14 protein-coding genes are annotated in these 14,251 nt (G+C 62.5%); 11 read left to right on the top strand and 3 right to left on the bottom strand.

Annotated elements, in window-relative coordinates; all coding sequences use genetic code 11:
• Nucleotides 1-37: 37 nt before the first annotated feature.
• Both ABOC32_RS08695 and ABOC32_RS08700 read right to left on the bottom strand, forming a co-directional pair.
• Entirely contained in the window at nt 38-844 is an 807-nt protein-coding gene (locus ABOC32_RS08695; protein ID WP_264360590.1) for an HDOD domain-containing protein, read from the bottom strand.
• 55 nt (nt 845-899) lie between these two features.
• On the bottom strand, nt 900-1,841 hold the full coding sequence (locus tag ABOC32_RS08700; protein WP_426810752.1) for a YgfZ/GcvT domain-containing protein: 942 nt from the start codon (nt 1,839-1,841) through the stop codon (nt 900-902).
• Between the two features lie 133 nt (nt 1,842-1,974).
• Between ABOC32_RS08700 and ABOC32_RS08705 the strand changes: the two genes are divergently transcribed.
• Nucleotides 1,975-2,229 (top strand): succinate dehydrogenase assembly factor 2, encoded by a 255-nt coding sequence (locus ABOC32_RS08705; RefSeq protein WP_016498168.1) that lies wholly within the window; start codon nt 1,975-1,977, stop codon nt 2,227-2,229.
• The gene (locus ABOC32_RS08710; RefSeq protein ID WP_426810753.1) at nt 2,213-2,677 is read left to right on the top strand and encodes a protein YgfX; all 465 of its coding nucleotides are present in this window, start codon (nt 2,213-2,215) and stop codon (nt 2,675-2,677) included. Before ABOC32_RS08705 ends, ABOC32_RS08710 begins: the two co-directional genes overlap by 17 nt.
• A 275-nt stretch (nt 2,678-2,952) precedes the next feature.
• On the opposite strand, the gene nadB is transcribed toward ABOC32_RS08710, so the two are convergent.
• Nucleotides 2,953-4,557, bottom strand: a complete 1,605-nt coding sequence (nadB, locus tag ABOC32_RS08715; protein WP_426810754.1) for an L-aspartate oxidase — start codon at nt 4,555-4,557, stop codon at nt 2,953-2,955.
• Nucleotides 4,558-5,001: 444 nt separating this feature from the next.
• On the opposite strand from nadB, the gene rpoE reads away from it, so the two are divergent.
• From rpoE to recO, 9 genes are all read left to right on the top strand, one after another.
• Nucleotides 5,002-5,583, top strand: coding sequence for an RNA polymerase sigma factor RpoE (gene rpoE / locus ABOC32_RS08720; protein ID WP_003252049.1), 582 nt, complete (start codon nt 5,002-5,004; stop codon nt 5,581-5,583).
• 31 nt (nt 5,584-5,614) lie between these two features.
• Nucleotides 5,615-6,211 (top strand): RseA family anti-sigma factor, encoded by a 597-nt coding sequence (locus ABOC32_RS08725; RefSeq protein WP_426810755.1) that lies wholly within the window; start codon nt 5,615-5,617, stop codon nt 6,209-6,211.
• 8 nt (nt 6,212-6,219) lie between these two features.
• Entirely contained in the window at nt 6,220-7,194 is a 975-nt protein-coding gene (locus ABOC32_RS08730; RefSeq protein WP_426810756.1) for a MucB/RseB C-terminal domain-containing protein, read from the top strand.
• A gap of 209 nt (nt 7,195-7,403) precedes the next feature.
• On the top strand, nt 7,404-8,804 hold the full coding sequence (locus ABOC32_RS08735) for a DegQ family serine endoprotease (protein ID WP_426811581.1): 1,401 nt from the start codon (nt 7,404-7,406) through the stop codon (nt 8,802-8,804).
• A gap of 182 nt (nt 8,805-8,986) precedes the next feature.
• Nucleotides 8,987-10,786 carry a translation elongation factor 4 gene (lepA, locus tag ABOC32_RS08740; RefSeq protein ID WP_426810757.1) on the top strand — a complete coding sequence of 600 codons (1,800 nt, stop codon included), beginning with the start codon at nt 8,987-8,989 and terminating at the stop codon, nt 10,784-10,786.
• A 5-nt stretch (nt 10,787-10,791) separates the two neighbouring features.
• The gene (gene lepB / locus ABOC32_RS08745; protein ID WP_049276347.1) at nt 10,792-11,646 is read left to right on the top strand and encodes a signal peptidase I; all 855 of its coding nucleotides are present in this window, start codon (nt 10,792-10,794) and stop codon (nt 11,644-11,646) included.
• A 161-nt stretch (nt 11,647-11,807) separates the two neighbouring features.
• Nucleotides 11,808-12,497 (top strand): ribonuclease III, encoded by a 690-nt coding sequence (gene rnc / locus ABOC32_RS08750; RefSeq protein ID WP_426810758.1) that lies wholly within the window; start codon nt 11,808-11,810, stop codon nt 12,495-12,497.
• Nucleotides 12,490-13,392, top strand: coding sequence for a GTPase Era (gene era / locus ABOC32_RS08755; protein ID WP_016498176.1), 903 nt, complete (start codon nt 12,490-12,492; stop codon nt 13,390-13,392). The genes rnc and era overlap by 8 nt, the downstream gene beginning before the upstream one ends.
• A 171-nt stretch (nt 13,393-13,563) precedes the next feature.
• The gene (gene recO / locus ABOC32_RS08760; protein WP_426810759.1) at nt 13,564-14,247 is read left to right on the top strand and encodes a DNA repair protein RecO; all 684 of its coding nucleotides are present in this window, start codon (nt 13,564-13,566) and stop codon (nt 14,245-14,247) included.
• The last annotated feature ends 4 nt before the right edge of the window (nt 14,248-14,251 follow it).

Below are 14,251 nucleotides of genomic sequence, written 5' to 3' on the forward strand. Positions count from 1 at the left end.
CTTGTGCTGCGAAAGGGCCGGCACAGGCTGAGGCAAGTCAGCGCAACATGCTCCGCGCCTCGAGCAGTTCATCCACTTCCAGCTCGGTACCAAACGGCAACCCCAGATGGCGGTACGCCGGCAGTGCCGCCAGCGGCCGGTGGCGACCGCGCTGGCTGATGCAGCGGGCGATCTGCACGATGTCGATGTAGTCGACCTTGTCGGTCTGCCGGTCCAGGTCCTGAACCTGGCTCGGCAGATTGACCAACTGTTCCGGAAACTCCCAGGCCTTGAGGATCTTGTCCCCCAGCACTGGCTGGATCTGCTCGATCACGTAATGCAGGCAAACCGGGTCGGACAACAGTTCGTTGTGCTCTTCGGCATAGATGAGTACCGGCAGCGCGCCAATCTGGTTGACCAGCCCGCCCAGGGTGGCCTGGTCTGGTTTGAGATGTGTGAAGCGACGGCAGATTTCGTAGCTGATGCCTGCCACTTCCAGGCTATTGGCCCAGATATCGCGCAGTTTCTGCTCAACCGCCGACGAGCGTGCATGGAAAATTTGCTCGATCACCAGGCCAATGGCCAGGTTGCAGCTGTAGTTGATGCCCAGTCGCGTGATGGCGGTATGCAAGTCGGTGACCTCGACCGCTGCGCGCAGCAGCGGGCTGTTGACCACCTTGATCAGGCGCGCAGAAAGGGCCGCGTCGCGCCCGATCACCTTGCTCAGGGCCGCTACGCTGATCTCGCTGTCTTCCGCCGCCTCGCGGATGCTCAAGGCAACCTCGGGCAGGGTCGGCAGGACCAGGTCATCCTTTTCGATGGCATCGAGCAACTGTGCTTGAACCATCTCGGCCAGCTTGTTCATGGTCGTGTCTACCGCAATGGTGGTGCGGCCCCGCCACGAAGGCGGGGCAGGCTGGTCAGCGCTGGATTTCCCGGTCGCGGTCCAGTTCGTAGGGCAGGGTCAGTACCTGCAGGCGCGGGCCTTCGAGGCTGCCCAGGTGCAGGTTGTCGTCTGCCACCGCGTCGGCGCTGAGCACCGCCAGCAGTTCGCAGCCGGTGCCGTTGCCGGCAGCAATGACCACTTCGCCGACCGACGAACCATGGGTGGGCGAGAAGATCTCGGCACCCGGGGCCGGAATGGCCTGCTGGTCCAGCGCCAGGCGGTACTGGCGGCGTTTGAGCTTGCCTAGGTACTGCATGCGGGCAACGATTTCCTGGCCGGTGTAGCAACCTTTCTTGAAGCTGACGCCGTCGACGGCCTGCAGGTTGATCATCTGCGGGATGAACAGCTCACGGGTCGGCCCCATGACCTGGCCGATACCGGCACGCACCTGGCCAAGCAGCCAGTCGTTGAGGCTGCCTTCAGGCAGGGCGCCAGCGAGGGCCTGGCGTACCGTGTCGGCGTTTTCCGCCGGTACCCACAGCTCCACACGCCCCTCGGACACGGCAATGGCGATCAGGCCTTCATGGCGCACGGTGCTGCCGGCGCCTTCGGGCACGTCGAGCCCCAGTGTCTGCAGCGCAGCGTCACCGCCTTGCAGCCCGAAGCGTGCCCAGGCGGCGCTTTCATCGGTCAGCGTGGCCTTGGAGAACACAGCGTATTTCTTCAGGTCGGCCAGTTGCGCCTCAAGCAGTTCGCTGGCCATGGCCAGCAGGTAGCCGTTGCCTTCGGGCACGATGCGGAAGCTTGATTGCATGCGCCCCTTGACCATGCAGCGGGCGCCCAGGCTGGCGTGTTCCTGGCTGAGGTAGTTGATGTTGCAGGTCAGCTGGCCTTGCAGGAACTTGCCTGCATCGGAGCCGCGGACGGCGAGGATGCCCTCGTGGGACAGGGGGCAGAAGAAAGCGGAATCGGCCATGGGTCATCGCGGTGGCTAAAGACTGGCGGCCATCATAGAACGCCGGTAACAAAATAGGTAGGTGACTAGACCAACGCCCGGTGTCGCTGCGCTCGCCTGGCTGTATACTGGCGGGCCATTCGAGGAGGGCCCCATGGTCGAACAAACTGAACTCAACCGGCTTTTCTGGCACAGCCGCCGCGGCATGCTGGAACTGGACGTACTGCTGGTGCCTTTCACCCAGGAAGTCTACTCCACCCTCAACGAGACCGACCGCGAACTGTACGTGCGTCTGTTGAGCTGCGAGGACCAGGACATGTTCGGCTGGTTCATGGAGCGCACCGAGTCCGAAGACCCGGAGCTGCAACGCATGGTCCGCATCATCCTGGACCGTGTCCAGCCCAAGTGAGTGTTTCGAGTGCCGCTGGCAAGGCTCGCGCCTGCTGCTAGCGGCCTACCTGGCTTGCCAGGTGCTGGCGTGGCTTGCCGTGTGGGCGAGCCCGTTGCCTGATTGGCTGGCCCTTGCCATTGTCGCCGCCTGTATCGCCCACGCTGGCTGGGCCATTCCCCGACGAATCCTGTTGACCCATGAGCATGCCGTTGTTGGCCTGCGCCGTGATGTGCGCGGCTGGCAGGTGTTCAGCCGTGCCCGTGGCTGGCAACCGGTGCGGTTGTGCCGCGACAGCGTGGCGTTGCCGCGGCTGGTGGTGTTGCGCTTTGAGCGGGCAGGGCGATGGCTGGGGCAGGGTCAGTGCATACCGCAGGATGCGCTGGGGGCGGATGAGCATCGGCGCTTGCGGGTGCGTTTGAAGTTCAGCAGGCGCAGGTGGGCTGAGGTGGGGGCGAGTCGGGGCTGACAGGTGTTCGTCGTGGCGGCTTCAGCGCCTGTGAGATCGAGCGCCGCCCGCGCGGCGCATCGCGAGCTGCGCTCGCTCCTACGTTTGTTTCGGGCCAGTAAGTCCTGTGCCAGGCGCGCGCGACCTCCTTGTTTGAACGACGCGATATCGAGCCATGCTCCAAGGCGTTCGCGCGCAAATCTCACAGAAATAATTGGCCCGAAACAGACGTAGGAGCGAGCGCAGCTCGCGATGCGCCGCGCGGGCGGCGCTCGCTCTCACAGGCGCTGCAAATTTCAGATCGGACTAAGGATGGTGTCCTTGGCCTCGTCGAGCATGCCCGGGTAATCCAGGGTGTAGTGCAGCCCACGGCTTTCCTTGCGCTGCATGGCCGACAGGATCATCAGTTCGGCCACCTGCGCCAGGTTGCGCAGTTCGATCAGGTCGCGGCTGACCTTGTAGTTGCTGTAGAACTCGTCGATTTCGTCCAGCAGCAGGCGAATGCGGTGCTGGGCCCGCTGCAGGCGCTTGCTGGTACGCACGATACCCACGTAGTCCCACATGAAGCGCCGCAGCTCGTCCCAGTTGTGCGCGATGATCACGTCCTCGTCCGAGTCGGTAACCTGGCTGGCGTCCCAGCCGGGCAGCGCCTTGGGCATGGCCACTTGTGCCAGGTGCGCCTCGATGTCGGCAGCGGCGGCACGGCCATAGACAAAGCATTCCAGCAGCGAGTTGCTGGCCATGCGGTTGGCACCGTGCAGGCCGGTGAAACTGGTTTCGCCGATGGCGTACAAGCCTGGCACATCGGTGTGGCCGCGATCGTCGACCATCACCCCGCCGCAGGTGTAGTGCGCCGCCGGTACGACCGGGATCGGCTGGCGGGTGATATCGATGCCAAAGGCCAGGCAGCGCTCGTATACGGTGGGGAAGTGGGCCATGATGAAATCGGCCGGCTTGTGGGTGATGTCCAGGTACACGCAGTCCACGCCCAGGCGCTTCATTTCGTGGTCGATGGCGCGGGCCACGATGTCGCGTGGGGCCAGCTCTTCGCGCGGGTCGAAGCGTGGCATGAAACGCTCGCCGTTGGGCAGGCGCAGCAGTGCACCTTCACCGCGCAAGGCTTCGGTGACCAGGAAGCTCTTGGCCTGCGGGTGGTACAGGCAGGTCGGATGGAACTGGTTGAATTCCAGGTTCGCCACCCGGCAGCCCGCCCGCCAGGCCATGGCGATGCCGTCACCGCAGGCGCCATCGGGGTTGCTGGTGTAGAGGTAGACCTTGGCTGCACCGCCGGTGGCCAGCACGGTGAAGCGCGCGCCGAAGGTGTCCACCTCACCGGTGTTGCGGTCGAGCACGTAGGCGCCCAGGCAACGTTCGCCCGGCAGGCCCAGGCGGCGTTCGGTGATCAGGTCGACCGCCACACGCTGCTCCAGCAGCTGGATGTTCGGGCGCCGGCGCGCCTGTTCCAGCAGCGTGGTGAAGATGGCTGCACCGGTGGCATCGGCGGCGTGGATGATGCGTCGGTGGCTATGGCCGCCCTCACGGGTGAGGTGGAATTCGAAGCCGCCGTCGTCAACGCTGGAGTGCTCGTCGCGGGTAAAGGGCACACCTTGCTCGATCAGCCACTGGATGGCTTCACGGCTGTGTTCGACGGTGAAACGCACCGCGTCTTCATGGCACAGGCCGCCGCCGGCATTGAGGGTGTCCTCGACATGCGACTGCACGGTATCGGTGTTGTCCAGCACTGCCGCGACCCCGCCCTGGGCCCAGAAGGTCGAGCCGTTGGCCAGGTCGCCCTTGCTGAGCACGGCAACGCGCAGGTGGCTGGGAAGGTTCAGTGCCAGGCTGAGACCGGCGGCACCGCTGCCGATCACCAGGACATCATGTTGGAATTGTTGGCTCATGTCGGGACACTAGTAATCTTTAGAGGGGGCGCGGCACAATAGTCACGCGCAGATGGCATTGTGAAACTATCGTTAAACTTGGCCAGGTTGCCTTTATAGCAGCCCGGGGTGGCCAATTTCCATGCCACTTGGCCACTTACCGAGGCGCGCGCCAACCTTTGTGGGAACTTTCCGACATGGCCGGAAATCCTATGAAGGTTGCCCGCACGTCACAATTTGCCGCGGCGACGCAGGGCGGCGAGCCTGTTCGGGCCGTCCCTGCGTATTCGAAACCTGATTATCGACGTAGCCGGCCGTGCCCGCGCCGCGTCTTCCGTGCCAGCCGACCGAGGGCTGCAGGAAACTTGCTTGGAGGGGAGAACTTTTGCGTAAAGCCCGAGTCTATGGTTGCAAGCCTGATCGATGGGTGTTGCACCGCTCCTTCGAGTTCACTGAGGAGTGTTCATGCTAACCCAGGAAGAGGATCAGCAGCTTGTCGAGCGCGTGCAGCGCGGTGACAGGCGAGCGTTCGATCTGTTGGTGCTGAAATATCAGCACAAGATTCTCGGGTTGATCGTGCGGTTCGTTCACGATACCCACGAGGCCCAGGATGTAGCACAGGAAGCCTTTATCAAGGCTTACCGTGCGCTTGGCAATTTCCGCGGTGACAGTGCGTTTTATACCTGGCTGTACCGCATCGCCATCAACACGGCGAAGAACTACCTGGTGTCCCGTGGAAGACGGCCGCCAGACAGTGATGTGAGCTCCGAGGATGCGGAGTTCTACGACGGCGATCATGGCCTCAAGGATCTCGAGTCCCCAGAGCGCTCGTTGTTGCGGGATGAAATCGAAGGCACTGTCCATCGCACCATCCAGCAGCTGCCCGAAGACCTGCGTACGGCATTGACCCTGCGCGAGTTTGACGGCCTGAGTTACGAAGACATTGCGAGTGTCATGCAATGTCCGGTGGGTACCGTGCGCTCTCGAATCTTCCGCGCTCGGGAGGCCATAGACAAAGCCCTGCAGCCGTTGTTGCAGGAAACCTGAGACAGCGGCGACAGCCAAGAGAGGAACCGCCATGAGTCGTGAAGCTTTGCAGGAATCGCTGTCCGCGGTGATGGATAACGAAGCGGACGAACTGGAACTGCGTCGGGTGCTGAGCGCCGTAGACGATTCCGAAACCCGTGCCACCTGGTCGCGTTACCAGGTAGCCCGTGCAGCCATGCACAAGGAGCTGCTGCTGCCCAACCTGGATATCGCCTCGGCGGTGTCTGCGGCGCTGGCTGACGAAGCCGTGCCGGCCAAGGTCAACAAGGGCCCATGGCGCAGCATCGCTCGCCTGGCGGTTGCCGCCTCGGTCACCGTTGCGGTGCTGGCAGGCGTGCGGATGTACAACCAGGACGAAATCACCGGCGCCGAGCTGGCTTCGCAGCAGCCTGCACAGCAGGGCCTGAGCATGCCACAAACTCAGGGTCCGGCTGTTTTGGCAGGCTATAGTGAAAGCAGTGAGCAACCGACCGGGCCGATGGCCAACGGCGTGTTGCAAAACCAGGCTGGCTGGGATCAGCGTCTGCCGGGCTATGTGCGTCAGCATGCCCAGGAGTCCGCGCTCCAAGGCACTGAAACTGCTCTGCCGTATGCCCGTGCCGCCAGCATGGGAAACGCCGCTAAGTAAGGAGGATCATGCGCGCGCTACCTCTTCTGTCGCTGCTGATTGGCAGCTGCATGACCTTGCCGGCATTGGCAGCCAACTCCTCGCCCCAGGCGAGCGAGTGGCTGAACAAGCTGGCACAAGCCGAGCAAAAGCACAGCTACCAGGGCTCGTTCGTCTACGAACGCAACGGTAGCTTCTCTTCCCACGATATCTGGCACAGGGTCGAGGACGGCAAGGTCAGCGAGCGGCTGTTGCAGCTCGATGGCGCCGCCCAGGAAATCCTGCGCGTGGATGGCAAGGTGGAGTGTGTCAGTGGGGCCTTGGCCAGCGGTGTGGCTACCCCTACGGAGGCTGCTCAGCGTGTGCTTGATCCGCTGAAACTGATGGGCTGGTACGATCTGAGCGTGGCGGGCAAGTCACGGGTCGCCGGGCGCGATGCCGTGATCGTGACGCTCACGCCCCGCGACCAGCACCGCTATGCCTTCGAACTGCACCTGGACCGTAACACCGGCCTGCCGCTTCGCTCGTTGATGCTCAACGACAAAGGGCAGTTGCTGGAGCGCTTCCAGATGACGCGCCTCGACACCGCCAAGCCGCCCAGCGACGATGACCTGCGCCCCAGTGCTTCCTGCAAGCCGGTGCAGCGTGTCGCCCCTGCCAGCAATGACAGTGTCGCCGGCTGGCGCTCGGACTGGCTCCCGCCAGGGTTCGAGCTGGTCAACAGCTCGGTACGGCGTGACCCCAAGCGTGACAGTACGGTCAGTAGCCTTATGTACGACGATGGCCTGGCGCGCTTCTCGGTGTTTCTTGAGCCGGTGAAGGGCGATGGCGGCACCGACGTGCGCACCCAGCTGGGCCCGACCTCGGCTGTTTCACGACGGCTGAACACGCCCAAGGGCAAGGTGATCGTCACCGTGGTCGGCGAAATCCCGCTGGGTACGGCAGAACGCGTCGCATTGTCGATGCGCCCCCAGGATGCTCAGGATGCCCAGGCGCGCCAGTAATGGTGCGCTTTTGCGGGCCATGCCAAGGCGAACGGATATGCGCCTGAAATGAAATTAAAGCATTGTCATTTGCAATCTACTGGCAAATTTTCTATAGGTCAGGCTTCTTGGAGCCTGGCCTTTCCTGCTTTGTGCAGGGGCCTTTCTAAACTACCGCTCGTTGTGACGGGAGTCGTATGTCAACACCACGCTTGAAATCCTACCTATCGATGTTCGCCGCCGTGCTGATGCTCGGCCAGGTGCTCACCGCCCAGGCCGAGGAAGCCCTGCCCGATTTCACCACGCTGGTAGAGCAGGCCTCGCCGGCAGTGGTCAACATCAGTACCAAGCAGAAGCTGCCGGACCGTCGCGTTGCCGCTGGGCAGATGCCGGACCTGGAAGGCCTGCCGCCGATGTTCCGCGAATTCTTCGAGCGCAACATGCCGCAGCAGCCGCGCTCGCCGCGTGGCGACCGCCAGCGTGAGGCGCAATCGCTGGGTTCGGGGTTCATCATTTCCAGCGATGGTTACGTGCTGACCAACAACCACGTGGTTGCTGACGCCGACGAAATCATCGTCCGCCTGTCGGACCGCAGCGAGCTGCAGGCCAAGCTGGTCGGCACCGATCCGCGCACCGATGTGGCCCTGCTCAAGGTCGAGGGCAAGAACCTGCCGATCGTGAAGCTGGGTGATTCCGAGAAACTCAAGGTGGGTGAGTGGGTGCTGGCCATTGGTTCGCCGTTCGGCTTCGATCATTCGGTGACCAAGGGTATCGTCAGCGCCAAGGGCCGTACCCTGCCCAACGATACCTATGTGCCGTTCATCCAGACCGACGTGGCCATCAACCCGGGTAACTCGGGCGGCCCGCTGTTCAACATGAAGGGCGAAGTGGTGGGTATCAACTCGCAGATCTTCACCCGCTCTGGCGGCTTCATGGGCCTGTCGTTCGCCATCCCGATCGATGTGGCGATCGATGTGTCCAACCAGTTGAAGAAAGACGGCAAGGTCAGCCGCGGCTGGCTGGGCGTGGTGATTCAGGAGGTCAACAAGGACCTGGCCGAATCCTTCGGCCTGGACAAGCCGGCAGGTGCGCTGGTGGCCCAGGTGCTGGAAGACGGCCCGGCAGCCAAAGGTGGCCTGCAGGTGGGTGACGTGATCCTGAGCATGAACGGCCAACCGATCGTCATGTCGGCCGACCTGCCGCACCTGGTCGGTAGCCTCAAGGATGGCGAAAAGGCCAAGCTGGAGATCATCCGCAATGGCAAGCGCCAGACCCTGGATGTGGGTGTCGGCGCGATGCCGGATGACGATGCCGACATCGGTGCCGGTGCCGAAGGCAGCGCCGAGCGTAGCAGCAACCGCCTGGGCGTTTCGGTGGCTGACCTGACCGCCGAGCAGAAAAAGTCCCTCGAACTCAAAGGCGGCGTAGTGATCAAGGAAGTGCAGGATGGCCCGGCAGCGATGATCGGCCTGCGTCCGGGTGACGTCATCAGCCACCTGAACAACCAGGCCATCGGTTCGGCCAAGGAATTCACCGAAATCGCCAAGGAACTGCCGAAGAACCGTTCGGTGTCCATGCGCGTGCTGCGTCAGGGGCGTGCCAGCTTCATCACCTTCAAGCTCGCTGAATAAGCGGTTTTGCAGGCAGGAAAGGGCAGCTGCGGCTGCCCTTTTTCATGAAAATTCACAATTGCGGGCGCCAAAGCGCGGTACAGGCCGATAGAGGAATCTCCCATATCCCTGCTGCTTGAGGTACAATTCCCGGCTATTTTTCGGCGGGCGTCCCGGCTCGCAGCCTTTTCGAGTGTTGACCCGTGAGTGATTTGAGTCATATCCGCAATTTCTCCATCATCGCCCACATCGACCATGGCAAGTCGACGCTGGCCGACCGTTTCATCCAGATGTGCGGTGGCCTGTCGGCGCGCGAAATGGAAGCCCAGGTGCTTGATTCGATGGACCTGGAGCGCGAACGCGGGATTACCATCAAAGCCCACAGCGTCACGCTTCACTACAAGGCGCAAGACGGCAAGACCTACCAGCTGAACTTCATCGACACCCCCGGCCACGTCGACTTCACCTACGAAGTCTCGCGCTCGCTGGCGGCCTGTGAAGGCGCACTGCTGGTGGTGGACGCTGGCCAGGGTGTTGAAGCCCAGTCCGTGGCCAACTGCTACACCGCCATCGAGCAGGGCCTGGAAGTCATGCCGGTGCTGAACAAGATGGACCTGCCCCAGGCCGACCCGGACCGCGTCAAGGACGAGATCGAGAAGATCATCGGCATCGACGCTACCGACGCCGTGGCCTGCAGCGCCAAGAGCGGCATGGGCGTGGACGAGGTGCTCGAGCGCCTGGTGCACACCATCCCTGCGCCCGAAGGCGAGATCGACGCCCCTCTGCAGGCGCTGATCATCGACTCCTGGTTCGACAACTACCTGGGCGTGGTCTCGCTGGTGCGTGTGCGCCAGGGTCGCGTCAAGAAGGGCGACAAGATTCTGGTCAAGTCCACCGGTAAGGTGCACCTGGTCGACAGCGTGGGTGTGTTCACCCCGAAACACACCCAGACCGCTGATCTGAAAGCCGGCGAAGTAGGCTTCATCATCGCCAGCATCAAGGACATTCATGGTGCGCCGGTGGGTGACACCCTGACCTTGAACACGACCCCCGAGGTCGAGGTGCTGGCGGGCTTCAAGAAAATCCAGCCACAGGTCTACGCCGGCCTGTTCCCGGTCAGCTCCGACGATTTCGAAGACTTCCGCGACGCCTTGCAGAAGCTCACCCTGAACGACTCGTCGCTGCAGTACATGCCGGAAAGCTCCGACGCCCTGGGCTTCGGCTTCCGTTGCGGTTTCCTCGGCATGCTGCACATGGAGATCATCCAGGAGCGCCTGGAGCGCGAATACGACCTGGACCTGATCACCACCGCACCGAGCGTGATCTACGAGCTCGAGCTGAAGACCGGCGAAACCATCATCGTCGATAACCCGTCAAAACTGCCGGATGTCTCGGCTGTGACCGACTTCCGCGAGCCGATCGTCACCGCGACCATCCTCGTGCCGCAGGAACACCTGGGTAACGTCATCACCCTGTGCATCGAGAAGCGTGGCGTGCAGCGCGACATGCAGTTCCTCGGCAGCCAGGTGCAGGTGCGTTACGACATGCCGATGAACGAAGTGGTCCTGGACTTCTTCGACCGTCTCAAGTCCACCAGCCGCGGCTATGCTTCGCTGGATTACCATTTCGATCGCTACCAGTCGGCCAACCTGGTCAAACTGGATGTACTGATCAACGGCGACAAGGTCGATGCCCTGGCATTGATCGTGCACCGCGACAACGCGGCCTACAAAGGCCGTGCGTTGACCGAGAAGATGAAGGAACTGATCCCTCGGCAGATGTTCGACGTGGCGATCCAGGCAGCCATTGGCGGCCAGATCATCGCGCGGACAACCGTCAAGGCGCTCAGAAAGAACGTACTGGCCAAGTGCTACGGTGGTGACGTCAGCCGTAAGAAGAAACTGCTGGAGAAGCAGAAGGCCGGTAAGAAACGCATGAAACAGGTAGGCAACGTGGAAATTCCACAAGAAGCCTTCCTCGCCGTGCTCAGGTTGGATAGCTAGGTCCTATGTCGCTAAATTTCCCGCTGTTGCTAGTCATCGCCGTCTTCGTCTGCGGTCTGCTGGGCTTGATCGACCTGCTGTTCCTGGCCCCGCGCCGGCGGGCGGCAATCGCCAACTATCAGGGCAGCGTCAGCCAGCCCGAGATGGCCGTTGTCGAGCGCCTGAACAAGGAACCGTTGCTGGTCGAGTACGGTAAATCGTTCTTTCCGGTGCTGTTCATCGTGCTGGTGCTGCGTTCATTCCTGGTCGAGCCGTTCCAGATCCCTTCGGGGTCGATGAAACCGACCCTGGAAGTGGGCGACTTCATCCTGGTGAACAAGTTCTCGTACGGTATTCGCCTGCCGGTGATCGACAAGAAGGTCATCGAGGTGGGTGACCCGCAACGCGGTGATGTAATGGTGTTCCGCTACCCGAGCGACCCGAACGTCAATTACATCAAGCGAGTGGTCGGCCTGCCGGGCGACCAGATCCGCTACACCAACGACAAGCGGCTGTTCGTCAACGGCCAGCCGATTGCCGAACAACTGGTGGGCACCGAACCGGGCACCTTGGGCAGCGCCGAGCTGTACAAGGAAAAGCTTGGCGAGGCCGAACACCTGATCCGCAAGGAAATGAGCCGTTATCGCATGCCGCCGGACCAGCAGTGGACCGTGCCGGCAGGCCATTACTTCATGATGGGCGACAACCGCGACAACTCCAACGACAGCCGTTACTGGGATGACCCTAACATCCCCAAGGAACTGCACGGCATGGTTCCGGACCGGAACATTGTCGGCAAGGCCTTTGCGGTGTGGATGAGCTGGCCAGAGCCCAAGCTCAGCCACCTGCCCAACCTGTCGCGGGTCGGCCTGATCCATTGATACCCATCGGCGCTGTCCAGCAGACAGCGCCGAATGCATTTCTGACATAGGCTGTGTTCTCAGGGATCGGGAGATTCGTCGCATACGGCGGCGGGCCACAGCCAAACAGTCTTTCAGGATGTTGATTTGAACAACGCGTTGAACAACAAACGGGTGGTTGCATGAGTGCTTCCCTTGCCCATCTGGAGCGAAAGCTCGGTTATACCTTCAAGAATCAGGACCAGATGCTCCTGGCGCTGACCCATCGCAGCTACGCCGGGCGCAATAACGAGCGCCTGGAGTTTCTCGGTGACGCCATTCTCAACTTCGTCGCCGGCGAAGCGCTGTTCGAGCGTTTCCCGCAGGCCCGCGAAGGCCAGCTGTCGCGCCTGCGCGCGCGCCTGGTCAAGGGTGAGACCCTGGCCCGCCTGGCCCGTGGTTTCGACCTGGGCGACTACCTGCGGCTGGGTTCGGGTGAGCTCAAAAGTGGCGGTTTCCGTCGCGAGTCGATCCTGGCCGACGCCCTGGAGGCACTGATCGGTGCCATCTACCTGGACGCCGACATGGACACGGCCCGCGAGCGCGTCCTGGCCTGGCTGGCCGACGAATTCGAAGGCCTGACCCTGGTCGACACCAACAAGGACCCGAAAACCCGCCTGCAAGAATTCCTGCAATCGCGCAGCTGTGAGCTGCCGCGTTACGAAGTAGTGGATATCCAGGGTGAACCGCACTGCCGTACGTTCTTCGTCGAATGCGAAGTCGTGCTGCTGAACAACAAGAGCCGTGGTCAGGGCGTTAGCCGGCGTATTGCCGAGCAAGTCGCCGCCGCGTCTGCACTGATCGCCCTGGGCGTGGAGAATGGCAATGACTGATAACAACCCGACTCGCTGCGGCTACGTGGCCATTGTCGGCCGCCCCAACGTGGGCAAGTCGACCTTGCTCAACCACATCCTGGGCCAGAAGCTGGCGATCACTTCGCGCAAGCCGCAGACCACCCGCCACAACATGCTCGGCATCAAGACCGAAGGTGATGTGCAGGCGATCTACGTCGACACCCCCGGTATGCACAAGGCCAACGACAAAGCCTTGAACCGCTACATGAACCGCAACGCTTCGGCGGCCCTGAAGGACGTCGACGTAGTGATCTTCGTGGTCGACCGCACCAAGTGGACCGACGAGGACCAACTGGTACTGGAGCGCGTGCAGTACGTGACCGGCCCGCTGATCATCGCGGTCAACAAGACCGACCGCATGGAAGAAAAGGCCGAGCTGATCCCGCACCTGCAGTGGCTGCAGGAGCAACTGCCAAACGCCGAAGTCATGCCGATTTCTGCACAGCAGGGGCACAACCTCGAAGCGCTGGAAGCACAGATCGCCAAGCACCTGCCCGAGAACGATCACTTCTTCCCGGAAGACCAGATCACCGACCGCAGCAGCCGCTTCCTGGCCGCCGAGCTGGTGCGCGAGAAGATCATGCGCCAGCTGGGTGCCGAGCTTCCGTACCAGATCACCGTAGAGATTGAAGAATTCAAGCAGCAGGGCCATGTGCTGCATATTCACGCGCTGATCCTGGTCGAGCGCGACGGCCAGAAGAAAATCATCATTGGCGACAAGGGCGAGCGTATCAAGCGCATTGGCTCCGAGGCGCGCAAGGACATGGAAGTGCTGTTCGACTCCAAGGTCATGCTCAACCTGTGGGTCAAGGTGAAAGGCGGCTGGTCCGACGACGAGCGCGCCCTGCGCTCGCTGGGCTACGGCGACCTGTAAGCAATACTGTCAGGGCCGCTGTGCGGCCCATCGCCGGCAAGCCAGCTCCCACCCCGACCGCATCGACCCCAAGCCATGCGCAGTACCTGTGGGAGCTGGCTTGCCGGCGATGGGCTGCATCGCAGCCCCAATGTGCAGTTTTACCGGGCAGCAGGGAGTTATTGATCTTCCATGGAACAACCTGTCGGCCAACCCGCCTACGTGCTGCACAGCCGTGCCTACAAGGAAACCAGCGCGCTGGTGGACTTCTTCACGCCGCAGGGCCGCATGCGCGCCGTACTGCGGCGTGCGCGTGGCAAGGGCGGCAGCCTGGTGCGGCCGTTTGTGCCGCTTGAGCTGGAGCTGCGCGGGCGTGGCGAGCTGAAGAATGTCGGGCGGATGGACAGTGCCGGCATCGCCGCCTGGCTGCACGGCGATGCCCTGTTCAGCGGGTTGTACCTCAATGAACTGCTCATGCGCCTGTTGCCCGCCGAAGCGCCGTTCCCGGCCCTGTTCGAGCACTACGCCCTGACCTTGCAAGCCTTGGCCGCCGGGCGCCCGCTGGAGCCACTGCTGCGTTCGTTCGAATGGCGGCTGCTGGACGAACTCGGTTATGCGTTTTCCTTGAACCATGACGTCAACGACCAACCCATCGCCGCAGACGGCCTGTACCGCTTGCGTGTGGATGCCGGCCTGGAGCGGGTCGAACTGGTACAGCCCGGCCTGTTCCGCGGCATCGAGCTATTGGCCCTGGCCGACGCTGACTGGGACACCCCAGGTGCTTTGCTCGCGGCCAAGCGCCTGATGCGCCAGGCACTGGCGGTTCACCTGGGCGCAAAACCGTTGGTCAGCCGGGAACTGTTTCGCAAGCGCTGATCAC

The sequence above is a fragment of the Pseudomonas sp. WOUb67 genome, from assembly GCF_050058005.1.
GTDB classification, from domain to species: Bacteria; Pseudomonadota; Gammaproteobacteria; order Pseudomonadales; family Pseudomonadaceae; genus Aquipseudomonas; species Aquipseudomonas putida_R.

What these genes read in the sequence shown, in the direction of transcription:
- ABOC32_RS08725 (WP_426810755.1), top strand. Translation starts at nt 5,615, where the DNA reads ATGAGTCGTGAAGCTTTGCAGGAATCGCTGTCCGCGGTGATGGATAAC.
- era (WP_016498176.1), top strand. Translation starts at nt 12,490, where the DNA reads ATGACTGATAACAACCCGACTCGCTGCGGCTACGTGGCCATTGTCGGC.
- ABOC32_RS08730 (WP_426810756.1), top strand. Translation starts at nt 6,220, where the DNA reads ATGCGCGCGCTACCTCTTCTGTCGCTGCTGATTGGCAGCTGCATGACC.
- ABOC32_RS08700 (WP_426810752.1), bottom strand. Translation starts at nt 1,841, where the DNA reads ATGGCCGATTCCGCTTTCTTCTGCCCCCTGTCCCACGAGGGCATCCTC.
- ABOC32_RS08695 (WP_264360590.1), bottom strand. Translation starts at nt 844, where the DNA reads ATGAACAAGCTGGCCGAGATGGTTCAAGCACAGTTGCTCGATGCCATC.
- ABOC32_RS08705 (WP_016498168.1), top strand. Translation starts at nt 1,975, where the DNA reads ATGGTCGAACAAACTGAACTCAACCGGCTTTTCTGGCACAGCCGCCGC.
- rnc (WP_426810758.1), top strand. Translation starts at nt 11,808, where the DNA reads ATGAGTGCTTCCCTTGCCCATCTGGAGCGAAAGCTCGGTTATACCTTC.
- nadB (WP_426810754.1), bottom strand. Translation starts at nt 4,557, where the DNA reads ATGAGCCAACAATTCCAACATGATGTCCTGGTGATCGGCAGCGGTGCC.
- rpoE (WP_003252049.1), top strand. Translation starts at nt 5,002, where the DNA reads ATGCTAACCCAGGAAGAGGATCAGCAGCTTGTCGAGCGCGTGCAGCGC.
- lepB (WP_049276347.1), top strand. Translation starts at nt 10,792, where the DNA reads ATGTCGCTAAATTTCCCGCTGTTGCTAGTCATCGCCGTCTTCGTCTGC.
- ABOC32_RS08735 (WP_426811581.1), top strand. Translation starts at nt 7,404, where the DNA reads ATGTTCGCCGCCGTGCTGATGCTCGGCCAGGTGCTCACCGCCCAGGCC.
- recO (WP_426810759.1), top strand. Translation starts at nt 13,564, where the DNA reads ATGGAACAACCTGTCGGCCAACCCGCCTACGTGCTGCACAGCCGTGCC.